Origin of the sequence: Streptomyces sp. NPDC059092 (assembly GCF_042756365.1) — a bacterium.
Lineage (GTDB): Bacteria > Actinomycetota > Actinomycetes > Streptomycetales > Streptomycetaceae > Streptomyces.
On record NZ_JBHZEJ010000072.1, the window covers coordinates 1 to 16199 of the forward strand.

Annotated in this window: 17 protein-coding genes; 12 read left to right on the forward strand and 5 right to left on the reverse strand. The window is 70.9% G+C overall.

Annotated features, from left to right (window positions below):
• Positions 1-875 (reverse strand): hypothetical protein (locus tag ACFXPL_RS30590; RefSeq protein WP_384925701.1); only part of this gene is annotated, 875 nt, incomplete at its 3' end.
• A gap of 218 nt (positions 876-1093) precedes the next feature.
• Between ACFXPL_RS30590 and ACFXPL_RS30595 the strand changes: the two genes are divergently transcribed.
• Positions 1094-2287: an argininosuccinate synthase gene (locus tag ACFXPL_RS30595; protein WP_329821466.1), complete on the forward strand. Its 1194-nt coding sequence runs from the start codon at positions 1094-1096 to the stop codon at positions 2285-2287.
• Positions 2288-2404: 117 nt separating this feature from the next.
• On the forward strand, positions 2405-3835 hold the full coding sequence (argH, locus tag ACFXPL_RS30600) for an argininosuccinate lyase (RefSeq protein WP_384925703.1): 1431 nt from the start codon (positions 2405-2407) through the stop codon (positions 3833-3835).
• A gap of 33 nt (positions 3836-3868) precedes the next feature.
• On the opposite strand, the gene ACFXPL_RS30605 is transcribed toward argH, so the two are convergent.
• Positions 3869-4378, reverse strand: a complete 510-nt coding sequence (locus tag ACFXPL_RS30605) for an HAD domain-containing protein (protein ID WP_384925705.1) — start codon at positions 4376-4378, stop codon at positions 3869-3871.
• A gap of 72 nt (positions 4379-4450) precedes the next feature.
• Here ACFXPL_RS30605 and ACFXPL_RS30610 point away from each other — a divergent pair, with 72 nt between their 5' ends.
• On the forward strand, positions 4451-4999 hold the full coding sequence (locus ACFXPL_RS30610) for a TetR/AcrR family transcriptional regulator (protein ID WP_384925707.1): 549 nt from the start codon (positions 4451-4453) through the stop codon (positions 4997-4999).
• Positions 4996-6543, forward strand: coding sequence for an MFS transporter (locus ACFXPL_RS30615; protein WP_384925709.1), 1548 nt, complete (start codon positions 4996-4998; stop codon positions 6541-6543). Before ACFXPL_RS30610 ends, ACFXPL_RS30615 begins: the two co-directional genes overlap by 4 nt.
• Before the next feature lie 6 nt (positions 6544-6549).
• Here ACFXPL_RS30615 and ACFXPL_RS30620 read toward each other — a convergent pair whose 3' ends face one another.
• Positions 6550-7179: a lysophospholipid acyltransferase family protein gene (locus ACFXPL_RS30620; protein WP_384925772.1), complete on the reverse strand. Its 630-nt coding sequence runs from the start codon at positions 7177-7179 to the stop codon at positions 6550-6552.
• 268 nt (positions 7180-7447) lie between these two features.
• On the opposite strand from ACFXPL_RS30620, the gene ACFXPL_RS30625 reads away from it, so the two are divergent.
• From ACFXPL_RS30625 to ACFXPL_RS30635, 3 genes are all read left to right on the forward strand, one after another.
• Positions 7448-8599, forward strand: a complete 1152-nt coding sequence (locus ACFXPL_RS30625; RefSeq protein WP_384925711.1) for a glycerophosphodiester phosphodiesterase — start codon at positions 7448-7450, stop codon at positions 8597-8599.
• Positions 8600-8673: 74 nt separating this feature from the next.
• Positions 8674-9252: a sigma-70 family RNA polymerase sigma factor gene (locus tag ACFXPL_RS30630; protein ID WP_384925713.1), complete on the forward strand. Its 579-nt coding sequence runs from the start codon at positions 8674-8676 to the stop codon at positions 9250-9252.
• A 36-nt stretch (positions 9253-9288) separates the two neighbouring features.
• Complete coding sequence (locus ACFXPL_RS30635) at positions 9289-9792, forward strand: GNAT family N-acetyltransferase (RefSeq protein WP_384925715.1); 504 nt, start codon at positions 9289-9291, stop codon at positions 9790-9792.
• A 126-nt stretch (positions 9793-9918) separates the two neighbouring features.
• Here the strand turns inward: ACFXPL_RS30635 and ACFXPL_RS30640 are convergent, their stop codons facing one another.
• Together ACFXPL_RS30640 and ACFXPL_RS30645 are read right to left on the reverse strand one after the other, a co-directional pair.
• Positions 9919-10350 (reverse strand): hypothetical protein, encoded by a 432-nt coding sequence (locus tag ACFXPL_RS30640; protein WP_384925717.1) that lies wholly within the window; start codon positions 10348-10350, stop codon positions 9919-9921.
• Positions 10351-10354: 4 nt separating this feature from the next.
• Positions 10355-10714 (reverse strand): hypothetical protein, encoded by a 360-nt coding sequence (locus ACFXPL_RS30645; RefSeq protein WP_384925719.1) that lies wholly within the window; start codon positions 10712-10714, stop codon positions 10355-10357.
• A 609-nt stretch (positions 10715-11323) separates the two neighbouring features.
• Between ACFXPL_RS30645 and ACFXPL_RS30650 the strand changes: the two genes are divergently transcribed.
• The 5 genes from ACFXPL_RS30650 (at position 11324) to cbiE (ending at position 16154) form a co-directional block, all read left to right on the forward strand.
• Positions 11324-12394, forward strand: a complete 1071-nt coding sequence (locus tag ACFXPL_RS30650; protein ID WP_384925721.1) for a methionine ABC transporter ATP-binding protein — start codon at positions 11324-11326, stop codon at positions 12392-12394.
• Positions 12391-13062, forward strand: a complete 672-nt coding sequence (locus ACFXPL_RS30655; RefSeq protein WP_384925723.1) for a methionine ABC transporter permease — start codon at positions 12391-12393, stop codon at positions 13060-13062. The genes ACFXPL_RS30650 and ACFXPL_RS30655 overlap by 4 nt, the downstream gene beginning before the upstream one ends.
• Before the next feature lie 78 nt (positions 13063-13140).
• Positions 13141-14004, forward strand: a complete 864-nt coding sequence (locus ACFXPL_RS30660) for a MetQ/NlpA family ABC transporter substrate-binding protein (protein ID WP_384925725.1) — start codon at positions 13141-13143, stop codon at positions 14002-14004.
• 106 nt (positions 14005-14110) lie between these two features.
• A complete protein-coding gene (locus tag ACFXPL_RS30665) occupies positions 14111-14788 on the forward strand; it encodes a GNAT family N-acetyltransferase (protein WP_384925774.1) in 678 nt (225 codons plus the stop codon).
• Between the two features lie 145 nt (positions 14789-14933).
• On the forward strand, positions 14934-16154 hold the full coding sequence (cbiE, locus tag ACFXPL_RS30670; protein WP_384925727.1) for a precorrin-6y C5,15-methyltransferase (decarboxylating) subunit CbiE: 1221 nt from the start codon (positions 14934-14936) through the stop codon (positions 16152-16154).
• Positions 16155-16199 lie beyond the last annotated feature (45 nt).

The following is a 16199-nucleotide window of genomic DNA, read 5'->3' on the forward strand; positions in this document are numbered from 1 at the left end:
CCCGCGGGCTTCTCGGCGGTGCGGCCGATGGCGGTGGCCATGCGGTTGATGGTGGCGACGCGCTTGTCCTCCAGCGGGCCGAGGATCGCGTTCTGTACGAAGTTGGGGCCGCCCTGGCCGACGGTGTCGGTGATCCGCTGGTTGGCCTCGGCGATCTGGGTGTTCAGCAGGGTGAGGTTGCGGTCGATCTCGGCCTGGGCGGAGGCCGGGACCGCGGGCAGCGAGCCGGCGACGTCCGGGCAGTTCACCGTACCCGCGGCGCCCGTGTCACCGGCGTCCCCGGCACCGGCACCCGCGTCACCAGCACCCGCGTCCCCGGCACCCGCGTCACCAGCACCCGCGTCCCCGGCACCGGCGTCATCGGCATCTCCCGCCCCGGCATCTCCCGCCCCGGCATCCCCCGCCCCGGCATCCCCGGCACCCGCGTCACCGGCGCCGCCGCCCGCCGCGTTCAGGGTGCAGGGCGCGAGCGCGTCCAGGCCCGCGGGCTTCTCGGCGGTGCGGCCGATGGCGGTGGCCATGCGGTTGATGGTGGCGACGCGCTTGTCCTCCAGCGGGCCGAGGATCGCGTTCTGCACGAAGTTCGGGCCGCCCTGGCCGACCGTGTCGACGAGCCGCTTGTTCGCCTCGGCGATCTGGGTGTCGAGGAGGGCGAGGTTGCGGTCGATCTCGGCCTGGGCGGAGGCCGGGACCGCGGGCAGCGAGCCGGCGACGGCCGGGCAGCTCACCGTACCGGCCGAACCGGCCGCCTTACTGCTGTCACCCTCCCCGGCCAGGGCGTTACCGGCGATCACGGCACCGGACAGGACGACCGCGGCGGCGCCGCCGGCGATGAGCACACGACGCTTGTTGTACTTCGGAAGAGCCCTGGACATGCGGAAACCTCACTCGGATAAGGGTGGGGTGGGAGTCGTCCGGTGGATGGCCGGACGGCTCGACCTCGGTGCGTACAACGCGGCGCCTGCGTTCGGTGAGGTGTACGAGGCGAGGGCGCCCGCCGTTCAAACGTCACGCCAATCTCATCGAGATTGACGAATCATACGGAGGGGTGCATAGTTATGCCCATCAGTGAATGCACCGTAAGGAGAAACCCGTGACCGAGCGCGTCGTACTCGCCTATTCGGGCGGCCTGGACACCTCCGTCGCCATCGGCTGGATCGCCGAGGAGACGGGCGCCGAGGTCATCGCCGTTGCCGTGGACGTCGGCCAGGGCGGCGAGGACCTGGACGTCATCCGCAAGCGCGCGCTCGCCTGCGGTGCGGTGGAAGCCGAGGTCGCGGACGCGAAGGACGAGTTCGCCGAGGAGTACTGCCTCCCGGCGATCAAGGCCAACGCCCTCTACATGGACCGTTACCCGCTGGTCTCCGCCCTCTCCCGGCCGACGATCGTCAAGCACCTCGTCGCCGCCGCCCAGAAGCACGGCGCGGGCATCGTCGCCCACGGCTGCACCGGCAAGGGCAACGACCAGGTGCGGTTCGAGGCCGGGATCACCGCCCTCGGCCCGGACCTGAAGTGCATCGCCCCGGTCCGCGACTACGCGATGACCCGGGACAAGGCGATCGCCTTCTGCGAGGAGAAGAACCTCCCGATCGCGACCACCAAGAAGTCCCCGTACTCCATCGACCAGAACGTCTTCGGGCGCGCCGTCGAGACGGGCTTCCTGGAGGACATCTGGAACGGCCCGATCGAGGACGTGTACGAGTACACCTCGAACCCGGCCACGCCGCGCGAGGCCGACGAGGTGATCATCTCCTTCAAGGAGGGCGTCCCCGTCGCGATCGACGGCAAGCCCGTCACCGTCCTCCAGGCGATCCAGCAGCTCAACGAGCGGGCCGGCGCCCAGGGCATCGGCCGGATCGACATGGTCGAGGACCGGCTCGTCGGGATCAAGTCCCGGGAGATCTACGAGGCGCCCGGCGCCATCGCGCTGATCACCGCGCACCAGGAGCTGGAGAACGTCACCGTCGAGCGCGAGCTGGCCCGCTACAAGCGGCAGGTCGAGCAGCGCTGGGGCGAGATCGTCTACGACGGCCTGTGGTTCTCCCCGCTCAAGCGCGCCCTGGACGGCTTCATCAACGAGGCCAACCAGCACGTCACCGGCGACATCCGGATGACGCTGCACGGCGGCCGCGCCGTCGTCACCGGCCGGAAGTCGGACGAGTCGCTGTACGACTTCAACCTCGCCACCTACGACTCGGGCGACACGTTCGACCAGTCGAAGGCCCAGGGCTTCATCGAGATCTTCGGCCTCTCCTCCAAGATCGCCGCCCGGCGCGACCTCGCCTGACACGCCTCCGTACGACAGCCCGCCTCCCCGTTCCTCCGCGGCGGGGAGGCGGTCGTACTTCCAGGCTTCCTCCAAGGCTTCCCTCAAGGCTTCACGAACCCTCCAAGGAGTTCAGCAGTGAGCAGCAACAACGGTGACGTCCGGCTCTGGGGCGGACGCTTCGCCGACGGTCCCTCGGACGCGCTGGCGGCTCTGTCGGCGTCGGTCCACTTCGACTGGCGGCTCGCGCCGTACGACATCGCCGGGTCCCGCGCCCACGCCCGCGTGCTCCACAAGGCGGGGCTGCTCACCGCCGACGAACTGACCCGCATGACCGCCGGTCTCGGCGAGCTCGAAGCGGATGTCGCCGACGGCTCGTTCACCGGCACCGTCGCCGACGAGGACGTCCACACCGCGCTGGAGCGCGGGCTGCTGGAGCGCCTCGGCGCCGACCTCGGCGGCAAGCTGCGCGCCGGCCGTTCCCGTAACGACCAGGTCGCCACGCTCTTCCGGATGTACCTGCGCGACCACGCGCGGATCGTCGGCGGGCTGATCGCGGACCTCCAGGACGCGCTGGTCGGTCTCGCCGAGGCCAACCCGGACGTCGCGATGCCCGGCCGTACGCACCTCCAGCACGCCCAGCCCGTCCTCTTCGCGCACCATGTGCTGGCGCATGTGCAGGCGCTGTCCCGGGACGCGGAGCGGCTGCGGCAGTGGGACAAGCGCACGGCCGTCTCCCCGTACGGCTCCGGTGCGCTGGCCGGTTCCTCGCTCGGGCTCGACCCCGAGGCGGTCGCCGCCGACCTGGGCTTCGAGCGCGGCTCCGTGGGCAACTCGATCGACGGCACCGCCTCGCGCGACTTCGTGGCCGAGTTCGCCTTCATCACCGCGATGATCGGTGTCAACCTGTCGCGCATCGCGGAGGAGATCATCCTCTGGAACACGAAGGAGTTCTCCTTCGTCACCCTGCACGACGCGTTCTCCACCGGCTCGTCGATCATGCCGCAGAAGAAGAACCCGGACATCGCGGAGCTGGCGCGTGGCAAGTCGGGGCGGCTCATCGGCAATCTGACCGGACTGCTCGCCACGCTGAAGGCGCTGCCGCTCGCGTACAACCGCGACCTCCAGGAGGACAAGGAGCCGGTCTTCGACTCCTGCGACCAGCTTGAGGTCCTGCTGCCCGCCTTCACCGGCATGATGGCCACGCTGACCGTCAACCGGACCCGGATGGAAGAGCTGGCGCCCGCCGGTTTCTCGCTCGCCACCGACATCGCGGAGTGGCTGGTCCGGCAGGGCGTGCCGTTCCGGGTGGCGCACGAGGTCGCGGGGGAGTGCGTCAAGGAGTGCGAGTCGCTCGGCATCGAGCTGGACGAGCTGACGGACGAGCAGTTCGCGAAGATCTCCCCGTACCTCACCCCGGACGTCCGTTCGGTGCTCAACGTGGCCGGCTCGCTGGCCTCCCGTAACGGCCGGGGCGGTACCGCTCCCTCCGCCGTGGCCGCCCAGCTCGCGGAGGTCAAGGCGGACCTGGTGATCCAGCACGCCTGGGCCACCGCCAAGAAGCAGTAGGCGGCAGGCCTCGGCAAGAACCGGGAAGCGGCCCTACAGCGCCGCCGCCCACCGTGCGAGCGCGTCGAAGTCCGGCCGGGTCAGCCCGATGCCGGGGTCGACGCGCAGCAGCAGGGCGGCGGCGAGGTGCTCCCGCTCCACCCACTCCCGGTCGTACGACGTGATCTCGTCGTCGATCCAGGCGAACGGCCGCCCGGCCGCGTACTCCAGGACGTACCGCGTCTTCCAGAAGGTCCCGCGAGGGGTCTTCCCGTGCGTCTGCGGCCAGCCGATGTACGGCAGCTCCGGCAGGCCGAGCCGCGGCCCGATCCACTCGTTGGCGTCGCCCTCCCAGGTCGTGGCCCAGACCAGTTCGTAGCGGTCGGCGAGGGCCAGCAGCTCGGTGCCGTGTTCGGGGTTGAGCAGCACGTGCAGCGGCTGCGGGTACGGCCAGGCCGCGGGGCGCATCACATGTCTGCCGTAGCCGCGTGGGGGCCGCTCCTCGGCCAGGGCGTCGTACGGATTGAGCGGACCGTCGACATCGATCAGCAGCAGTGGTTTCATCCATCCCACCTTTCCCGGTAGATCATCGTATTGAATGAGACGTTGATGTCTCATTCGGGTTATGGTTGCCTCATGACCATGGATCGTGACCAGGTGCTGCGCACCGCCGCAGCCCTGCTCACCCGTAAACCGACCGCCACCATGGACGAGGTCGCCCGCGCCGCCGGTATCGGCCGCGCCACGCTCCACCGGCACTTCGCAGGACGGGACGCCCTGATCAAGGCGCTGGAGGCGCTGGGCCTCCAGGAGCTGGAGACGGCGCTGGACAGCGCCGGGACCGACGAGGGCCCCGCGGACGAGGCGCTGCGCCGGCTCGTCGCCAGGGTCGAGCCCTCCGCCGGCCTCCTCGCCTTCCTCGTCACCGAGAACCAGCTCTTCGAGGGCGAGGTCAACGAGGGCTGGGACCGGATCGACGCCCGGTTCTCCGCGCTCTTCCGGCGCGGACAGGAGCAGGGCCACTTCCGGATCGATCTCAGCCCCGCCTGGCTGACCGAGGCGCTGTACGGGCTCATCGGCGCGGGCGCCTGGGCGATCCACGACGGCAGGGTCGCCGCCAAGGACTTCCAGTACATGATCGTCGAGTTGCTGCTCGGCGGAGCACGACGGAGCGTGGACACATGACCAGCACCCACCCGGCGGCGACCGAGAGTGAGTTCCGGCCCCGCCCCGGGCGCTGGATCGCGCTCGCCGTCCTGGTGCTCGCGGTGCTCCTGGTGGCCGTCGACGCGACCGTACTCGGTCTCGCCACGCCCTTCCTCAGCGAGGACCTCAAGCCGTCCGGCACACAGCTCCTGTGGATCGGCGACATCTACTCCTTCGTCATCGCGGGCCTGCTGGTCTCGATGGGCAGCCTCGGCGACCGCATCGGCCGCAAGAAACTCCTGCTCACGGGTGCGGTCGCGTTCGGCGGCATCTCCGTGCTCAACGCCTACGCGTCCAGCCCGGAGATGATGATCGTGGCGCGTGCGCTGCTCGGGGTCGCGGGCGCGACCCTGATGCCGGCCACGCTCGCCCTGATCCGGAATCTCTTCCACGATCCCCGGGAGCGCAGTCTCGCCATCGGTATCTGGGGCGCGATGGCGTCGGCCGGCGCCGCGGTCGGCCCGGTCGTCGGCGGCTTCCTGCTGGAGCACTTCTGGTGGGGCTCGGTCTTCCTGATCAACCTGCCGGTGATGGCGGTGCTCGTCCTCGTCGGCATCCGCACGCTTCCCGAGTCGAAGGACCCGGCCCCGGGCCCCTGGGACCTGCTGAGCGTGGCGCTCTCGCTCATCGGCATCGTCGGCGTCGTGTACGCGATCAAGGAGGTCGCGGCGCACGGGGCGGGCTGGGACGTCGCGGTGATCGCGGTCGCGGGCGTGGCCGCTCTGTACTGGTTCGTACGGCGCCAGCTCACCCTGCCCGCCCCGCTGCTGGACGTACGCCTCTTCCACCACCGGGGCTTCTCCGGCGCCGTACTGGCCGATCTGCTGACGATCCTCGGCCTGTCCGGGCTGGTCTTCTTCCTGTCGCAGTTCCTGCAACTGGTCCAGGGGCGCAGCCCGCTGGAGGCCGGCCTCGCCGAACTGCCCGCCGCGGTCGGCGCGGTGACGACCGGGCTGCTCGCGGGCCGGGCCGCGCGGCGGTTCTCCGTACGGGTGGTGGTGGCCGGCGGCCTCGCGGCGATCGGTGTGCCCCTCGCCGTGATGACCGGGCTGAGCCAGACCACCGGCTACCCGCTGCTGGGCGCGGTGCTGCTGCTCGTCGGGGCCGGCGCGGGCTTCTCGTTCACTGTCACCGCGGACGTGATCCTCTCCAGCGTCCCCAAGGAGCAGGCGGGTTCGGCCTCCGCGGTCTCGGAGACCGCGTACGAACTGGGCGCGGCCCTCGGCATCGCGCTGATCGGCTCCATCGTCACCGGCGTCTACCGTGACTTCCCCACACCGCCCGGTGTTCCCGCGGGGACGGCCACGGCCGCCCATCAGTCACTGGGCGGCGCGGTGGACGCGGCGGCCGGCCTGCCGGGCCCGGGCGGGGCGGAACTGCTCTCCGCGGCCCAGACCGCGTTCGTCGACGGCCTGCGGCTCGCCTCGGGCCTCGGCGCGGCGGTACTGCTGGCGACGGCGGTGGCCGCCTGGTTCCTGCTGAAGGGCCAGAAGCTGGAGGAGGGCGCGAAGCCCGAACACTGAGAGACCCTACGCGGCCTTGGCCTTCGTCGCGTACATGTCCACGTACTCCTGGCCCGACAACTCCATGACCTCGGTCATCACCGAGTCCGTCACCGCGCGCAGCACGTAGCGGTCCCGGTCCATCCCCTCGTACCGGGAGAACTCCATCGGCTTGCCGAAGCGCACCGTCACCTTGCCGAGGCGCGGCATGCCCGAGCCGTTCGGCTGGAGCTTGTCCGTGCCGATCATCGCGAACGGGACCACCGGCGCGCCGGTCATCAGCGTGAGCCGCGCGATGCCCGTACGCCCCCGGTAGAGACGGCCGTCGGGGGAACGGGTGCCCTCCGGGTAGATACCGAAGAGCTGGCCCTGCTCCAGCACCCGGCGGCCGGTCATCAGCGCCGCGACACCGCCCCGGCCGCCGTCCCGGTCGACCGGGATCATGCCGACACCGGTGAAGAACCAGGCCATCAGCCGGCCCTTGAGACCCTTGCCCGTGACGTACTCGTCCTTGCCGATGAAGAAGACCTGACGGTCGCAGACCAGCGGCAGGATCATCGAGTCGATGAAGGTGAGGTGGTTCCCCGCGAGGATGACGGGCCCGCTCCCCGGGATGTTCTCGGCGCCCTCCACCCTCGTACGCCACATCAGGCGCATGACCGGTCCGAGCAGTGCCTTGATGAGGGCGAAGCGGGACAACGGGTCCTCCGGTGTCGTGGTGCGGTTGTTGGACGGCCGAGTAAATCCATGCAGGTGAGTACGGTACTCGCGGCTCAGGGGCGGCGCACACCGGGTTCACGGAGTGGATACGCACTGTTGATCTGTGTTTCCACCACGTTCGCACGAAGGTCTCCCGTACGGAGGGGACGGCCGCCTACGCTCACCTCGATCCGCAGGTGCGGGACCTCACATCGAAGGAGCCTCCATGACACAGGGTGCGCGGAACACGCCCGGACGGCGGACCGTACTGGGCGCGGCGGTGCTCGGCTCGGCAGCCGCGGCGCTGCCCACGGCGGCGGTCGCCGCCGAGCGGGGCCGGGGCGGCCACGGGCCGTCGAAGCCGGACCTGCCCGTGCCCACGATCGTCGGCCACCGGGGCGCGAGCGGCTACCGCCCCGAGCACACCCTCGGCTCGTACCAGCACGCCCTCGACCTCGGGGCGCACGTGATCGAGCAGGACCTGGTGCCCACCAAGGACGGACACCTGGTGTGCCGTCACGAGAACGACATCACCGCCACCACGGATGTCGCGGACCACCCGGAGTTCGCGAACCGCAGGACCACCAAGTCCATCGACGGGGTCAGCCTCACCGGCTGGTTCACCGAGGACTTCACCCTCGCCGAGCTGAAGACCCTGCGCGCCAAGGAGCGCATCCCGGGCGTGCGCCAGCACAACACCCTCTACGACGGCCGCTGGACGATCCCCACCTTCGAGGAGGTGCTGCGCTGGGCCGACGAGCAGGGCCGCCGCCTCGGCCGCACCGTCTGGCTCTACACCGAGACCAAGCACCCCACCTACTTCCGCTCCATCGGCCTCGGCCTGGAGGAGCCCTTCGCCAAGCTGCTCCGTAAGTACCGGCGCGACCGCTCCGACTCCGCGATCTTCCTCCAGTCCTTCGAGCCGAGCAGCATGCGGCGGATGGCGAAGCTGGTCGACTCGCCGCGCGTCGTCCTGCTCGACGCGGCGGGCAGCCGCCCCTGGGACTTCAAGGTGGCGGGCGACCCGCGTACGGTCGCCGATCTGGTGAAGCCCGAGGGGCTGAAGTGGCTCGCGTCCTTCGCGCAGGGCATCGGCCCGACCCTCGACCTGGTCATCCCGAAGGACGCCGCGGGCAAGCTCGGTACCCCCACCACGCTGGTACGGGACGCCCACGCCCAGGGGCTGATCCTGCACCCGTACACGCTCCGCAACGAGAACACCTTCCTGCCCGCCGACTTCCGGCGCGGCACGGACCCGAACGCGTACGGCGACGCCTTCGGCGCCCTCAAGGCCTACTTCGCGCAGGGCATCGACGGGATCTTCACCGACAACCCTGACACCGGTCTGCTCGCACGCGCGGACTTCGTCAACCGCTGAGCGCACATCCCCCGGTCGGGTGACCGCCCGGCCGGGGAGCAACCATCCCCGGCCGTCCGGACGTCCCGCCGGACATGACGCCAGTCCGTGCCACCCGGCCCCTCCGCGCCCCCCGCCCTCCGCAGCCAGGAGCGCAGCACCCACCGGATCTCGTCCGCGCGCTGCTGCCCCTCGTCCGCGCCGAGGCCGCCGCCGAGGCGCCGGCCGCCGGGGTCGAGGCGGGCGATCTCGAACAGGGCGCCTGGGTAAGGCTGCTGGAGCGGCCCGCGGCGGCCGGAACGCCCGGCGACCCCGCGCGCTGGGTGCGCGACGTCGTACGGGCGGAGGCCCGGCGCGCCCGGCGCACCGCGGCCAGGGAGCGCGTGTACCACCACGAGCCCGCCGCCGACGCCGAGTCGGACCCCGAGCGGATCGCGCTGCGCACCGACCGGAGCAGAGCGGTGCACGCGGCGGTCGGGCGCACGCCGGGCCGCTGCCCGGGCGTGCTGACGGCGATGCTGTCGGCGAAGGACCTCACCTACCGGGAGATGGCCGGGGAGTTGGGTATGTCACAGGGCAGTTTGGGCCCCTTGCGGTCGAGATGCCTGGGATGCCTGCGCAGAATGCTGGCGGCGGAGGTTGCGGCTCCTGAACGCGGGGGAAAGGAGCGGTAGACACCGGCGGACCAAGTGAGCGGGAGGCATGCACACATGGGCATGAGTGTGACCATCTCAGCGGCGCGTGCGCAGGACGCGGAACAGATCCTGAAACTCCAGTACCTGTGCTACCAGAACGAGGCCGAGCTGTACGGCGACTACACCATCGAGCCGCTCACCCAGACCCTCGACGACCTGAGGGCCGAACTCGACGGTGGGCACGGCCTGGTGGCGCGCCTCGGCGACGAGGTGGTGGCCTCGGTGCGGGGCAGCGTGGACGGGGCGGGCACGGCCCGGATCGCCAAACTCATCGTCCATCCGCGGCTGCGCCGGCACGGTCTCGGCGGACGGCTGCTCGACGCCATCGAGGTCCACTTCGCGGCGGAGCCGGCCGCGCAGCGCTTCCAGCTCTTCACCGGCCACCGCAACGAGGGCAATCTGCGGCTCTACCGCAGCCGCGGGTACGCGCCGGTGGCGACGGAGCAGGTCGGTCCGAAGCTGCGGCTCGTCAGGCTGGAGAAGGCGGCGGCCGACCGCGTGTACGTGGCCAGCGCCTGAAGTGAGGGCGGAATCCTCCCCGTCCCGCGCGGACCGGCCGGGGGATTCCGCTTCTCGGACCAGCCCCGGGACCGGACCGGCCTCACACCGGTGCCACACCAGGACCGGACCGGCCTCACACCTGGCTCACGCCGTCGACGCCGCCCGCTTGCGCAGCCACACGATGCCCGTGACCGGCAGCAGCACCGGGATGAAGAGATAGCCCATGCCGTAGTCCGACCAGACGGTGGTGTCCGGGAAGGCCGAGGGATCGGCCAGCGTCCACGTCCCCACCGTCAGGACGCCGACGAGTTCGGCGGCGCAGCACACCAGGGCCGCCCGGCGCGCCGACTCGCCGCCGCGCACGAGCGTGTACGTGATGAACGCGTAGACGACGGCCGCGACGGCGGAGAGCGCGTAGGCCAGCGGCGCGTGGTGGAACTCGGTGGCGATCTGGTAGACCGACCGCGAGACGGCGCCCACGGACATCACCCCGTACAGCCAGACCAGCAGCAGGCCGGGGCCCGTGACCAGCCGGCTCCTCCTCGCCCCGGACGTCCGCGGCACCTCGGTGGTCATCGGGTCAGCCTCCCCAGATGTCGTGGAGCCGTACTTCCAGTACGGCCAGGACGACCGCACCGGCGGCGACCGTCACCGAACCCCAGCGGGTCCGCTCACCCAACGACAGGAAGCCCGCCGCGGGCACTGCCAGCAGGGCGCCCAGCAGATACGAGACGAAGATGACCGCGCCCTCGTCGGCCTTCTCCCCGCCCGCGAGCCGCACGATCCCCACCACGAACTGGACCAGCGCCAGCAGGGACACCACGGCCATGCCGATGAAGTGCCAGTCCTTGGTGGGCTGGTCGCGGTAGGCGGCGTAACCGCACCAGGCGGCGAGGACGAGCGCGGTCACGGAGACCGCGACCGTCAGGGCGACAAGCATGGGCCCGAGGGTATTACGGCGTAAAAGACCCGCTGCGGGCACCCCCGGGGCCGTATAGCGGCCGCCCGCGCGCCCGGTACGGCGGGACCGTGGCCTTGACCACAGGCGCGCCCCGGCCCCGTACCGTCCCCGAACGGCTCGCGAATCCGGTCGCACCTACCCGTTCTTCCGTATCCCCGCAGGTCAGAGCAGGTGGAACAAGGGTGTACGGGGTCGGCCCGGGCGGCCGGCCGGCCCCTGCCCCGGCCGCCGGGTCGTCCGTATGGTGCGACAAAATGTTCCGCTATTCGGACAACCGCCCGACGGGCGTCCTGGTGTCTGTTTTACTTGCCCGCATGACCACGACGAGCTACCGCGACCCCGCGACCGAGGCGATCACGACGCCCGGTGCTCGTTGTCTGTGTCGAATGTGCTCCTTCTGAGGGCCCCCGCCTGAGCCTCGCGCCCCGAAGCGAGACCCGGCCTCCCCGCGCGCCCGCGCCCGGTCGGGCCTGTCCCCGCACGCGCCGCGCCCCGGTCACCCACCGCGCGCCGGTGTGCGCGCGGCACCGACGAATGCCCCGTGCCCGGCGTACCCCGCCGCGCACTCGACAGTGACGGAAACCCCCTGTGATCACTACTACGGGCCTGACCAAGGTCTACCGGTCCGCGCAGTCGCGCGGCCGTGAGGTCACCGCGCTCGACGGCGTCGACCTGCACGTCCGCGAGGGCGAGGTCTTCGGTGTCGTGGGCCGCAGCGGCGCCGGCAAATCCTCGCTGATCCGCTGCGTCAACCTCCTCGAACGCCCCACCGCCGGCACGGTCACCGTCGACGGCCAGGACCTCACCGCGCTGGCCGGCCGGGGCCGCAGGGCCGGCAAGGAGCTGCGCCGCGCGCGCAGCTCGATCGGCATGGTCTTCCAGCACTTCAACCTGCTGTCCTCCCGCACCGTCAAGGACAACATCGAACTCCCGCTGGAGATCCTCGGCGTCACCGGCCAGGAGCGCAACCGCCGAGCCCTGGAACTCCTCGACCTCGTCGGACTCGCCGACAAGGCCAAGGCGTACCCCTCCCAGCTCTCCGGCGGCCAGAAGCAGCGCGTCGGCATCGCCCGCGCGCTGGCCGGCAGCCCGAAGGTGCTCCTCTCCGACGAGGCGACCAGCGCCCTCGACCCGGAGACCACCCGCTCCATCCTCCAGCTCCTGCGCGACCTCAACCGGCAGCTCGGCCTGACCGTCCTGCTCATCACCCACGAGATGGAGGTCGTGAAGACGATCTGCGACTCCGCGGCGCTGATGAGCCAGGGCCGCGTCATCGAGTCCGGCACGGTCGGCGAACTGCTCGCCACCCCCGGCTCCCAGCTCGCCCAGGAACTGTTCCCGGTGGGCGGCGCGCCCGCGGGCCCCGGCCGTACGGTCCTCGACGTCACCTTCCAGGGCGAGGCCGCCTCCCAGCCGGTGATCTCGCAGCTTTCCCGCACGTACAACATCGACATATCGATCCTGGGCGCCGCGATGGACACCGTCGGCGGACGCCAGATCGGCCGGATGCGGATCGAGCTCCCCGGTACGTACGAGGAGAACGTCGTCCCGATCGGCTTCCTGCGCGAGCAGGGCCTCCACGCGGAGGTCGTCGACCCCGACAGCCCCGCACCCGCTCAGGACCGGACCCCCGCGCCGGTGAAGGAAGATGCCAAGTGACCTGGTCGGAAATGCAGCCACTGCTCTCCCAGGGGACCGTCGACACCCTCTACATGGTGCTGTGGTCCGCGCTCGTCACCATCGCCGGCGGACTGCCGCTCGGTATCCTCCTGGTCCTCACCGACCAGGGCGGACTGCTCCAGAACACCGTGGTCAACAAGGTCGTCGGCGTGATCGTCAACATCGGCCGCTCGCTGCCGTTCATGATCCTTCTGATCGCGCTGATCCCCTTCACCACCCTGGTCGTGGGCACCTTCATCGGTCCCACCGCGATGATCGTGCCCCTGGCGATCGGCGCCATCCCCTTCTTCGCGCGCCTCGTCGAGACGGCGATCCGCGAGGTCGACCACGGGCTCGTCGAGGCCGTCCAGGCCATGGGCGGCTCGATCCCCACGATCGTCCGCAAGGTCCTGCTCCCGCAGGCCCTGCCCTCACTCGTCTCCGCCGTCACCACCACCCTCATCGTGCTCATCGGCTACTCCGCGATGGCGGGCGCGGTGGGCGGTGAGGGGCTCGGCTCCAAGGCCGTCACCTACGGCTTCCAGCGCTTCGAGAACGGCTTCATGATCGCCACCGTCGTGGTGCTGATCGCCATCGTCACCGTGATCCAGCTCCTGGGCGACGGCGCCGGGCGCCTGCTGGCACGCCGCGGCCGTACCACCGGCTGAACCCACCGACCACCCCCCGACGGCCCGCACTCCTTGTCCGGGCCAGGCCACCCGCATCACCGGAAAGAGGCACTCTTCGTGCGTACCACGCTCAAGATCACCGCGACCGCGGCCGTCACCACGGCCCTCGCCCTCGGCCTCAGCGCCTGCGGCACCTCCTCCGACCCCGGCGGCGGCGCCTCCGCGGCCGGAGCCTCCGCCGACCCCTCGAAGCCGCTGGTCGTCGCCGCGTCCCCGACGCCGCACGCCGACATCCTGAACTTCGTCAAGAAGAACCTGGCGGAGAAGGCCGGCCTCAAGCTGGAGGTCAAGGAGTTCACGGACTACGTCCTGCCGAACACCGCCACCCAGAGCGGCGAGGTCGACGCCAACTTCTTCCAGCACAAGCCCTACCTCGACGACTTCAACAAGAAGAAGGGCACCGACATCGTGCCCGTCGTCAACGTCGAGCTGGAGCCCCTCGGCCTCTACTCCCACAAGGTCAAGGACCTGAAGAGCCTCAAGGCCGGCCGGACCGTCGCCGTCCCCAACGACACCACCAACGAGGGCCGCGCGCTCAAGCTGCTCGCCGACAACGGTGTGATCACGCTCAAGGACGGCGTCGGCACCGACGCCAACCTCTCCTCCGTCAAGGACGCGAAGGGCCTCAAGTTCAAGGAACTGGAGGCCGCCACACTGCCCCGCGCCCTGAACGACGTCGACGCCGCCGTCATCAACGGCAACTACGCCATCGAGGCCAAGCTCAAGCCCGCCGAGGACGCGCTCGCCCTGGAGAAGTCCGACGGCAACCCGTACGCCAACTTCCTCGCCGTCAAGCGCGGCAACGAGAAGGACCCGCGCGTCGTGAAGCTCGCGAAGCTCCTCAACTCGGACGAGGTCAAGAAGTACATCGACGACACCTACGACGGCTCGGTCATCGCCTCCTTCGGCGCGGCCAAGTAGTCACAGCGGTAACGTCCTTGTCCGCGCGTGCCCCGCACACACGTTTCGTGTGCGGGGCACACCCATCCGTACCGCCCCGGCCATGCGCATCCCCTCCGGATGCTGCATGCTGTGCATTTACGACGGACTGAGGCATGGAGCTCGCATGACTACCACCTTTCCGGACGTTTCCATCAGCACGGAGCGGTTGGTGCTGCGCCCCTACGAACTCGCGGACATCCCGGCGCACATCGAGATGATGAACGACGAGATGGTCACGGCCTGGACCTCCGTGCCTCATCCGTACACCCACAAGGACGCCGAGGTGTGGGTCCGGAGAATCGCCCCCAACGAACGCCGCACCGGACGCGGGATCGCCTTCGCCGTCCACGAGTTCCTCACCCAGCGGCTCGTCGGCGTCGTACGACTGCGCTCCACCAACTGGCGCGCGCTCGCCACCGAGGCGGCCTACGTGACCGCCCCCTGGGCGCGCGGCGAGGGATACGCGACCGAAGCCATGCTCGCGGTCGCCCAGTGGCTCTTCCGCGACCTGCGGTTCGAACGCATCGAAGTGCGCACCCCCGCCGACAACACCGCCTCCCAGCAGGTCGCCCAGAAGATCGGCTGCATCAGCGAGGGCGTCCTGCGCAACGCCTGGATAGCGCGCTCCCAGACCGAGGACGGCGGCTGGACGGACATCCGCACCGACCTCATCGTCTGGGGCCTGCTCCCCGAGGACCTCGAAGGCATCGGCGACCAGATGGCCGACGCGGGCGGCTACAGCTCCTACCCCGACTGGCGCTGACCCTCCCGCCCCCAGAACTTCACCACCTCCGCCCGGCCGCCGCCCCACCACGCCAGGTACTCTCACCGTGCCTCGTCGTGCCCGGCCCCAGGGCGTACGAAGCGGCAGGGCCCCACCCGCGACAACCTTCGGGAGACTGACGACGATGGCCGACCGCGTCACGGTGATCGGCTGGGACGGCTCGCCCCTCACCGTCGCCGCCAGGTCCGCGCTCTCGGCCGCCACCCTGGTGGCCGGAGCCGCCCACCATCTCGCCCTCCCCGAAATACCCGCCGGCGCCGAACGCATCCGGCTCGGCTCCATCGAGCTGGCGGCCCGCAGGATCGCCGGACACCGCGGCACCGCCGTCGTACTCGCCGACGGAGACCCCGGCTTCTTCGGCGTCGTACGTGCCCTGCGCGCCCCCGAACACGGCCTGGAGGTCGAAGTCGTCCCCGCGGTCTCCGCCGTGGCCGCCGCCTTCTCCCGGGCCGGCATGGCGTGGGACGACGCCCAGATCGTCGTCGCCCACCGCCGTACGCTGCGCCGCGCCGTCAACGTCGTCCGCGCGCACACCAAGGTCGCCGTCCTCACCTCCCCGGGCGCGGGCCCCGCCGAACTCGCCCTGCTCCTCGAAGGAGTCCACCGCACCTTCGTCATCTGCGAGGAACTGGGCACCGACCGCGAACAGGTCACCGTCCTCACCTCCGACAAGGCCGCCGACCACGTCTGGCGCGACCCCAACGTCGTCATCGCCATCGGTGGCATCGGCACCGCGCTCGTCCCCACCGGCGGCTGGATCGCCGGCCGCGACCCCGGCTATCCGCCGGAGCGCCGCGGTTGGGCGCTGCCCGGCGAGGAGTACGGCATCAACCTCGACGAGGGCGAGTCCACCTGGCTGCGCGCCGCCCAGCTCGCCCGGATCGGCGCCCGTACCGGCGACCTGATCTGGGACATCGGCTCCGGCAGCGGGGCGCTCGCCGCCGAGGCGGCCCGCTTCGGCGCGGCCGTGATCGCCGTCGACGACGAACCCGGGGCCTGCGCCAGCACGGCCGCCGCCGCCCGCCGCGCGGGCGTCCAGCTCCAGGTCGTCCAGGGCCGGGCGCCCCACGTACTGGAACGGCTGCCCGAACCCGACGTCGTACGGATCGGGGGCGGCGGTGTCGATGTCGTCATCGCCTGCGCCGACCGCCGGCCCGAGCGCATCGTCACCCACGCCGCCACCAGGGACGAGGCGGAAGCGGTCGGAACGGCCCTGGCCGGAGGGGGATATGAGGTGGAGTGCGCCCTCCTCCAGTCCGTCGCGCTCGACACCGGAGGCTGGACCGAGCGCGAACGCTCCGTCGTCTTCCTGGTCTCAGGACGGCGCCAGGACCTCGCCCCATGACCCTGCCGCGACCCGGCGCGGGGTAGGCTGGCCGATCGTTGTACC